The organism is Moorena sp. SIO1F2 (genome assembly GCF_010672755.1).
GTDB lineage: Bacteria > Cyanobacteriota > Cyanobacteriia > Cyanobacteriales > Coleofasciculaceae > Moorena.
This window is the reverse complement of the sequence record NZ_JAAHFV010000282.1, coordinates 1-8,627: the sequence shown is the minus strand read 5'-3', so window position 1 is coordinate 8,627 and position 8,627 is coordinate 1. Positions and strand designations below refer to the sequence as shown.

At 43.5% G+C, this 8,627-nt stretch carries 8 protein-coding genes and 1 other RNA gene; 4 read left to right on the top strand and 5 right to left on the bottom strand.

Annotation, left to right across the window (positions count from 1 at the left end):
- A partial coding sequence (locus F6J94_RS25365) for a serine/threonine-protein kinase (protein WP_293045215.1) occupies nucleotides 1–1,731 on the bottom strand: 1,731 nt, incomplete at its 3' end.
- Nucleotides 1,732–2,152: 421 nt separating this feature from the next.
- Between F6J94_RS25365 and F6J94_RS25360 the strand changes: the two genes are divergently transcribed.
- Nucleotides 2,153–2,992 carry an HAD family hydrolase gene (locus F6J94_RS25360; RefSeq protein ID WP_293045213.1) on the top strand — a complete coding sequence of 280 codons (840 nt, stop codon included), beginning with the start codon at nucleotides 2,153–2,155 and terminating at the stop codon, nucleotides 2,990–2,992.
- Between the two features lie 7 nt (nucleotides 2,993–2,999).
- On the opposite strand, the gene mreD is transcribed toward F6J94_RS25360, so the two are convergent.
- The 3 genes from mreD to F6J94_RS25345 form a co-directional block, all read right to left on the bottom strand.
- A complete protein-coding gene (gene mreD, locus F6J94_RS25355) occupies nucleotides 3,000–3,545 on the bottom strand; it encodes a rod shape-determining protein MreD (protein ID WP_293045211.1) in 546 nt (181 codons plus the stop codon).
- A gap of 31 nt (nucleotides 3,546–3,576) precedes the next feature.
- Nucleotides 3,577–4,311 (bottom strand): rod shape-determining protein MreC, encoded by a 735-nt coding sequence (gene mreC / locus F6J94_RS25350; RefSeq protein ID WP_364304417.1) that lies wholly within the window; start codon nucleotides 4,309–4,311, stop codon nucleotides 3,577–3,579.
- A 130-nt stretch (nucleotides 4,312–4,441) separates the two neighbouring features.
- The gene (locus tag F6J94_RS25345; RefSeq protein ID WP_293045218.1) at nucleotides 4,442–5,449 is read right to left on the bottom strand and encodes a rod shape-determining protein; all 1,008 of its coding nucleotides are present in this window, start codon (nucleotides 5,447–5,449) and stop codon (nucleotides 4,442–4,444) included.
- A 378-nt stretch (nucleotides 5,450–5,827) separates the two neighbouring features.
- Here F6J94_RS25345 and F6J94_RS25340 point away from each other — a divergent pair, with 378 nt between their 5' ends.
- Entirely contained in the window at nucleotides 5,828–6,193 is a 366-nt protein-coding gene (locus tag F6J94_RS25340; protein ID WP_070393269.1) for a single-stranded DNA-binding protein, read from the top strand.
- A gap of 289 nt (nucleotides 6,194–6,482) precedes the next feature.
- Here the strand turns inward: F6J94_RS25340 and ssrS are convergent.
- Nucleotides 6,483–6,665: non-coding RNA, 6S RNA (gene ssrS / locus F6J94_RS25335), on the bottom strand.
- Nucleotides 6,666–6,846: 181 nt separating this feature from the next.
- Here ssrS and F6J94_RS25330 point away from each other — a divergent pair.
- Nucleotides 6,847–7,476, top strand: coding sequence for an IS607 family transposase (locus F6J94_RS25330; RefSeq protein ID WP_293045209.1), 630 nt, complete (start codon nucleotides 6,847–6,849; stop codon nucleotides 7,474–7,476).
- The gene (locus F6J94_RS25325) at nucleotides 7,463–8,530 is read left to right on the top strand and encodes a transposase (RefSeq protein ID WP_293045207.1); all 1,068 of its coding nucleotides are present in this window, start codon (nucleotides 7,463–7,465) and stop codon (nucleotides 8,528–8,530) included. The genes F6J94_RS25330 and F6J94_RS25325 overlap by 14 nt, the downstream gene beginning before the upstream one ends.
- The last annotated feature ends 97 nt before the right edge of the window (nucleotides 8,531–8,627 follow it).

Below are 8,627 nucleotides of genomic sequence, written 5' to 3'. Positions count from 1 at the left end.
TCTAAACAATCGTTGTCCATCCGGACTTATAGCTAGAGAATTAACAAAGCTATCATGACCTTTGAGAGTCCGGAGTACTTCCCCAGTGTTGATATCCCAAATTTTAATCGTCTTATCGGCACTCGCACTAAATAGTTCTTGCTCATTCTGACTAATTAATAAAAAGTTAATTGAACTTTTATGACCTTGGAGAGTGCGGATTTCTTCTCCCGTGTTGATATCCCAAATCTTAATCGTCTTGTCGGCACTAGCACTAAATAATTGTTGTCCATCCGGACTAACCGCTAAATGATTAATATAACTTTTATGACCTTCGAGAGTGTGGATTTCTTTTCCCGTGTTGATATCCCAAATCTTAATCGTTTTGTCGGCACTAGCACTAAATAATTGTTGTCCATCCGGGCTAATAGCTAGATAATTAACAAAGCTATTATGACCTTCGAGAGTGTGGATTGCTTCTACCGTGTTAATATTCCAAATTTTAATCGTTTTATCGGCACTAGCACTAACTAATAATTCGCCATCTTGACTAATGACTAGATAATTAACCCAACTTGAATGAGCAGTAAAGGTCTTAGTGTTAACTACAGATATTTCTTGAGATTTTCTCAGGGAAGGATTGTAGGCTTGATACAATAGCCAACCACCAGAACCAAATAAGCCAACCACCAGAGCCAATATCCCTCCTAACCACCCTCTTCTTCTTGGGGGTGTTACAACTTCTGTTTCTATAGAAATATTGGGTTGAGATTTAGTTTTAAATCTTTGGTTGGTTGTACTCGCTTCTATATTAGTCTTAGCCTCCGAAATACTAATCAAAGAATAAATATTAGCTATATCATTTAAAATTTGCTGAGTCTTCTGAGGTCGAGCTGCTGCCGTTGGAGCCATCAAATTATCAATAAAGTCGGCTAGCTGCTCAGATATTTGAGGAGCATGCTCACGCCAATGAAATTGATCATTTAACGGATCATAAACACTCTGATCGGTGACTGATTTACCAGTCAGTAAATAAACAAAGGTTCGCCCTAGAGCATAAAAATCAGACTGTGGGACTGCATACCCTTTTTCTTGCTCTGGGGGAGTATAGCCATGGGAACTAATCTTGGTAACACTGCCTCCACCACCAATTTCTGCTAGGTAGGTATAGGTCAACTCTCTAGCAGTGCCAAAGTCAATCAATACCAATTGCCCATTGGCACGGAGCATGATGTTTTCTGGCTTGATATCGCGATGGAAATAGTTTTCTTGGTGAACAAGATGCAAAATCTCTACTATCTGCTTTAACCATTTAAGGGCTTGCGGTTCTAGAATTGGGTGATTGCCCTGTTGCCTCATCCACTGCTTCAAGTTAAGTCCATCAATTTTCTCCATGATGATGCAATGCAGGGGCTCTTTACTATGTCTAGCAAAAAACTGAAAGTACCCCTCTGGATCGATTTGAGGGATACCGGGATGAGTCAGCTTGCTCAATACAGCTGCCTCTTGGCGAAATAGTTCAATAATTCTCGATTTCGAGTTGTGCTCTGGCTTAAGCACTTTCAGAATTTTTGGGACTGCCCCGTTGTAAGCTTCGTAAACCTTACCAAAGCCACTTTGGTCACTCAACAGGCGCATCACCCGATAGCGACCTTGTAATAACAAATCTGAGCCACAATGGCGACAAACCAGATTCGTCATGTTCCCTGGGTCATCTGGCTGAAGGCACAGGGGATTGATACAGTAGCTCATGCCTAGCTACAAAGAGATAGTGGTCTTATCCCAATATTAGGATGGGGGTCTTGAATTAATCTACTCAAAGCAATATTTTCGCTCATTACGCCCCTAGTAGCTCAACAGCAGGATTAAACAGATCAATATATATATAGGTTTTTTTCTATATCCTAGTATAAATTGGCTGTCATGGAATGCAATTGTTGCCTAATTTTGTCTAAGTGCTGCTCCAGTTCCTTAGGCAAAAAGTTAGCTTTATTTATTTAACTATTTATAGTTAAAATTAAACTATCAACCGTCAACCGTCAACCTTTAACATAGTTACCTCAAAGAATACAAAATGGTATCAATGTCCCCTCAAGCAGGTGGCAATCTACACTAAAGCTGGTAAATTGTAAAGAAGTATGTCAAAAAGCCCAGCCCAGCCCAGAACTAATCTATGAACTGTGTTGCTGCCCCAGACAGGCAATTATCCCGATTTTACCTGCCTCAAAATACAGTCCCCTACTTGCAACAACTGACCGTATTCTGTGATTTTGACGGTCCCATTGTTGATGTTTCCAATCGCTACTACACCACCTACCAGCTAGCACTAACCGATACTCAAGGGTTCTACCAAGCTCAAGGTATAACCTTACCGATCCAGACCATGAGTAAACAGCAGTTCTGGCAAATGAAGCAAGAACGCATCCCTGACCAGGAAATTGCTATGCGCTCAGGGTTACGAGGGGAGCAAATCGATTTCTTCTTGGGGCGTGTGATCAAGATTGTGAATCAATCTGCCTTATTGAACAAAGATCAGCTGCAACCAAACGTAAACTGGGCCTTAGCTCTGCTGCATTCTTATGGCATCCGACTCGTTCTGGTGACATTGCGTTGCACATCCCAGGTCAAACAGATATTGAGAAATTACGGTTTAACTCGTCTTTTTAGCGGCATTTATGGGACAAGAGAAAACCACCATGCTTATCAAAACTATGCTCAGGTCAAACAGGAACTTCTCCAACAAGCCCTGTCTGAGCATAGTACTTCATCCTATACCGAACAATCTCCGCTGGCTGAACCGTCCGTATCTGCTTGGATGATTGGTGATACAGAAGCCGATATTCTCGCAGGACAAGCCCTCTCAATTCCGACCATAGCTCTTACCTGTGGCATTCGTTCTGAATCATATCTCAAGCGGTTTGAACCCACTCATATCTCTAGCGACCTACTTTCTGCCACCTCTTATCTATTAGAAATTTCTAGAGCTGTTGGCTCTACCGAACTTGCTATGTAAAAAAGCATTAGGATTGCTCCATTGAATTGCACCACTGCCACCATCGATTGAGTGGATAGTAGACCACTGGTGCCCAAAGACTACTGAGAATGGCAGAACAGATGGCAATACGCTGATGGTCTGTCCAGATTTGTGCTAATTGGCGAGAGCCTTGAAAACTATGCTGAATAGCAGTCACTGTTTCCCCAACAATCGCCATGCCAAAGACAATTAAAGCTACTGAAATAAAATCTTCCTGAATATACCGTTGCTTTTGAATTAGAGCAGTCAAGACCCCCACGATGGCAAGGCTATAGACATGGGTAGGCTCAGGGAATGTCATACCATCTTGCACTAATCCCAATACCAACCCTGCAAATGCTCCTTGAAACACTGTGCGTTTAATGCTCCAGGCCACAACCCAAATCAACAGCCAGTTGGGAGCGATTCCCAGTAATTCCATTCCCGGTAAACGTGTCAGTAATAATATTGAGCAGAGGATAACTGAACTAACAGTCACTGCCCAATTGATTGTTCGACGAACCCAAATAGAAAACTCAGACGTGTTGGTCATGGTTAATTAGTCATGGTTCATTAGTCATAGGTCATGGGTCATTTGGATGAATAATCACCCACTCCAGATAACTCATCGGGGCTGTCAGCTCAATAATCGCTTCTGGCGCTGGACTTTTGTCAAGAATAACAGACTCTACACGTCCTAGGGGTAAACCAGCTGGGAAAAGCTGGCTGACACTGGAGGTAGCCACAGCATCACCAGGACGCACGTTTGGCAGTTTATCAAAAAACTGCATTATTGCCCGATTAGTTCCTTGTCCACCCAAAAAACCCATGCTACGGCTACGGCTGATCACGGCACCTACCTTACTAGTGGGGTCACTGATCAGCAAAGCACGACTGGTGTGGGGTGTCACGCTAACGACTCTACCCACTACACCCCCAGGTGCCATAACAACGAAGCCCTTTTTGATCCCAGCTTCACTCCCTCTTCCCAGAATGATTTCTTGCCACCAACTATCAGCGCTACGTCCCACAACAGGCGCAACAATTCTTAGTTTATTCTGGGTTTTTTTATAACCTAACAGCTCTTTTAGCTTCTGGTTTTGAGTTTTGAGTTCCTCTACCTGCTGTTGTAGTTCCAGTGTCCGCGCATTAGAGAGGCTTTCTTCTTTAGCAGGTAGCGATTGAAAAGGGCGGCTTATCAATTGATAGATTTCAAAAATTGTTGCACCCTGAGTTCTTCTAAGTAACCAAGCAGCAATGAGGGTAAGACTCCCCAGCATAATTGCTACTCCATGTCTCCCCCACCAGCGACGCAGCATGTACATAGCCTATCCATAAAATAGTCAGATTTTGGCTAACCAGTAAGTTTTTACACTAGCCACACTCAATCTACACTCTTCATATATTTAAGAAAAATACTCTTTAAGGTTGATGTTTAATAGCTGACCACTACATATTACGGGAACGCCCACTAAACACCCGCTCTAACTGTTTGTAGTTCTCTAATACTCGACCAGTTCCCAAAACAACACAGCTGAGGGGATCAGCTGCAACATGGGTGACAATGCCACTTTCATGACTAATAAGTGTATCTAATCCTTTCAATAAAGCACCACCACCCGCCAGCATAATACCTCTATCAATAATATCAGCCGCTAGCTCGGGGGGAGTCCGTTCTAGAGTGCGCTTAACAGCATCAACAATAACAGAAAGGGGTTCTGCCATACTTTCACGAATCTCTGGTCGTTTGATCGTGACAGTTCGTGGTAAGCCAGACAGCAAGTGTAATCCTCGCACCTCCATGGCAGCTTCATTATCCTCAGGTGTTGGATAGGCTGAGCCAATGCGGATTTTGATGTCTTCTGCTGTCCGTTCCCCAATCACTAGGTTATGGACTTTTTTCATATACTGAGTAATCGCTTCACTCAGTTCATCTCCCGCCACACGCACTGATTCACTTAGAACTGTTCCCTGCAAACTGAGAACTGCTACCTCAGTGGTGCCTCCACCGATATCAATAATCATGTTACCGGTTGGTTCTGCTACAGGTAATCCAGCACCAATGGCTGCTGCTACTGGTTCATCAATTAACCTAACTTCTCTAGCACCAGCCTGTAATGCGGCTTCCATGACGGCTCGTCGTTCCACACCTGTGACACCGCTAGGGATACCAATCACAATCCGAGGTGAAACTAGGGCTTTGCCTTCGTTTACCCGCTGGATGAAGTGCTTCAGCATCAGTTCAGCGGTATCGAAGTCGGCAATCACACCATCCCGTAAAGGACGTAGGGCAACTACATTACCTGGGGTTCTGCCCAACATCTTTTTTGCCTCTTCGCCTACGGCTAGAGGAAGCTTTTCGTCTTGATCAATGGCAACCACAGAAGGCTCTTGAAGAACAATGCCCTTACCAGATACATAGACTAAGGTGTTAGCTGTACCCAGGTCTATACCCATGTCCCGTGACAGGGAAAAGTGATTCAAAATACTCACTAGTTTCTACGCCTCACAAAATGCTGTGTACAACCGAAATTGCACCGGAACTGTAACTGAGGTGGATTCTATTATGTTTTTTCCAGTTAGTCTAGTACGCTAGTACACTAGGTGATCATGATTCTCCGGATACTATTTGGAAGAAATTTCTGCAAATACACCTAGCTGCAAATACATAACGGTTTCACCGGCTCAAGTTAAGCTCAAGTTGACTAGAATACTCTGGATGATTGACTTGCTTCGGTCACTTAAAATAAGTCTTAAAATAAGTTAGTAATTGTTATACACCAGCTCAATCTGCTATTGTAGAGCCATAATCAGTACAAAAGTACCAATATAACTATGAGTCTCAATGTTGTCCATTTAGTCGGTCGTGCAGGTACAGACCCAGATGTTAAGTATTTTGAGTCTGGCGGTGTATTGTGTAAACTGGCCCTGGCAGTGAGACGACGGACACGCAATAGTGATCAGCCTGACTGGTTCAACTTAGAGATTTGGGGGAAGACGGCGGAAGTAGCTGCTAATTATGTGCGTAAAGGTAGCTTAATTGGTGTAAAAGGGTCTTTGAAGATTGACACTTGGAGCGATCGCACCACCGGAGCTGATCGCTCACAACCTGTGATCCGAGTAGAGCGCCTTGATTTACTTGGCTCTAAGCGTGATAGTGATCCGAGCGCTGTAAGTAGCTATGATAACACCGAATTTTGAATAGTTTTGATTTACACTCACACCTCTTTACTAGTCTAGCTATTAGCTTCCCAGGAAGCTAATAGCTCATGAGTATAGGTAACGCGAGTTCTTCCTTCGGTCGTCGCCCTAAGTATAAGCTAAAACACTTATGGCTAAAATACTTATGGTTAAAATACTTAGTTCTACTGCTTAACTAATGCTATGAACTAGATGTATTGCTTTTCAGCCAATTCCTGTGTAATGGTTATTACTTACCAGTTGCCGATCACTAGTTGCACATCCTTAAGACCACATTTTCTGATCCTACAGGTTCACCAAGAAGCCGTCTTACCTCAGTTTATGACCTGGCTAACCAGGTGGGCACCGTCGAATCTCGCTTGAAGTTTCTGGGTATTTTCCCAGTCTACTGCCGCCAATCCGATTAGTTCCCTTATATAAATGAGCATAGATCAAAAAACACTATTGGCAGTCACCAACTTCCCAGTAAAACCTGCTGACTCTATTGTAGTAGTTGATCAAAATATGTGCAACATCTAGGTGTTTGAGCACGGAAATGCCTAGCAGGAGAAAATAGTGTAAGACTTGAGGTGCAACTATTAGCCTTATAGTTACCATTACCTTGGCAATCTTTAGTAAATGCCCTAGCCTAGGTTTAGTAAGGTTTAGGGGTCATGAAAAGATATGTCACTCCAAAAGAGGCAGCCGACTACTACGGCGTCTCAATCTCAACTCTTAGACGATGGGATAACCAAGGCCAGCTCGACAGCATCAGAACCCAGGGCAATCAACGACGGTTCTGCGTCGAAGGAGAAACTCCGCAAAGTAAGCCCATTGTCTGCTATGCAAGAGTCTCTACCCATTCCCAAAGGGATGACCTTGATCGACAAGCTGAATTTCTACGGTCAAAATACCCAAACGCAGAAATTGTTACAGAAGTTGGATCACGACTCAATTTTAAACGGCGCAAATTTCTCAAAATACTGGAACGAATATACAGCGCTGATATCTCAGCATTTGTCGTCGCCTACCCAGACAGAGCGGTCAGATTTGGATTCCCGTTACTTGAATGGTTATGCCAAAAAGGTGGGGTTAAACTCGTGGTTCTCAATGAACGCAAGCTGTCTCCCGAGCAGGAATTGGTCGAAGATATCAAGTCCTGCCTCCACTGTTTCTCTGCTAGGCTTTACGGACTCCGGAAATACCAAAAACAAGTCAACCAAGCGGTACAAGAAAAAGCCTCGGAACCAGACGCTGAAGTTGACACCAAACAGTGTCAAGAAGCTCAGGGTGTTTCCATCTAAAGACTTACATAAAGTTTGGAAAACTTGGCTTAATGCTTATCGCTGGATTTACAACTGGTCCATAGCTACTATCCAAGAAGGGTACCAAGGTAGTGCTTACGACTTGCAAAAATTAGCCAGAAAAGCTGATCGGCCAGAATGGGTAAAAAATCTACCGGGTCATCAACTACAGGAAGCCGTAGCCGATGGGATTGATGCGGTTAAACAGGCGAAAGCTAACAGGGGTTTTGCTAAGTTTAAATCCTGTCGAGAGACAAGCCAGGTAATCAAGTTCAAATCAGGCAACTTCAAGAAAGGCTCCTGGTATCCAACCAAAGTCAAAGGCTTGTCTTTCCGTTCACCTCAAGGTTTTCCTGACGAGTGCATCTACGGTACCCAATTGGTTTGGATCAAAGGCAAATGGTACGGGATTTTCCCTGAATATATTGAACCTACTCCCACTAAACAAGATCGAGTTATAGCTTTAGATCCCGGTATCAGAACGTTTTTAACTGGATTTGACGGCAGTAATTATATAGAAATAGGTAAGAGCGATATTGGTAGAATTCAAAGACTTTGTCAGCAATTAGATCGGCTGATGAGTCGTATTGACTTAAGCTCTGCCAAACGTCAGAGACGAGCAATGAGGAAAGCCGCTCATCGTTTACGCCAAAAGATTCAAGACTTGATCAAAGACTGTCACAACAAGTCGGCCTCCTTTCTCGTTAGTAACTACAAGCTGATCTTTTTACCAACATTTGAGACGTCTGAGATGGTTGTAAAGTCAGCTAGGAAGTTGAACAAGAAGACAGCTCGCAATCTGCTCACCTGGAGTCATTACAAATTCCGTCAACATTTAATACAGATGGCAGATCGCAATGATGTAAAAGTGGTCTTAGTCAATGAATCTTATACAAGCAAGACCTGCCCAGAGTGTGGGCATATTCACGAGAAACTAGGCGGTAATAAAAAATTCCAATGCCCGAAATGTAGCTTCTCTTTGCCACGGGATTGGAATGGCGCACGGAACATAATGATTCGTGCTTTGTCGGCAAGTGCGTTTCGTTGGTTATAAACCTTACCTATTAAGGGTTTGGGGGACTAACCGCTTGGTCGGGAAACTGAACCATGACAACTTGATAACCATGATGGTGAAAATCCATCCCTCGTGA

Bases quoted from the DNA above. Each gene is read 5' to 3' on its own strand.
- F6J94_RS25360 (WP_293045213.1), top strand. From the start codon at position 2,153: ATGAACTGTGTTGCTGCCCCAGACAGGCAATTATCCCGATTTTACCTG.
- mreD (WP_293045211.1), bottom strand. From the start codon at position 3,545: ATGACCAACACGTCTGAGTTTTCTATTTGGGTTCGTCGAACAATCAAT.
- mreC (WP_364304417.1), bottom strand. From the start codon at position 4,311: ATGCTGCGTCGCTGGTGGGGGAGACATGGAGTAGCAATTATGCTGGGG.
- F6J94_RS25345 (WP_293045218.1), bottom strand. From the start codon at position 5,449: ATGGGTATAGACCTGGGTACAGCTAACACCTTAGTCTATGTATCTGGT.
- F6J94_RS25340 (WP_070393269.1), top strand. From the start codon at position 5,828: ATGAGTCTCAATGTTGTCCATTTAGTCGGTCGTGCAGGTACAGACCCA.
- F6J94_RS25330 (WP_293045209.1), top strand. From the start codon at position 6,847: ATGAAAAGATATGTCACTCCAAAAGAGGCAGCCGACTACTACGGCGTC.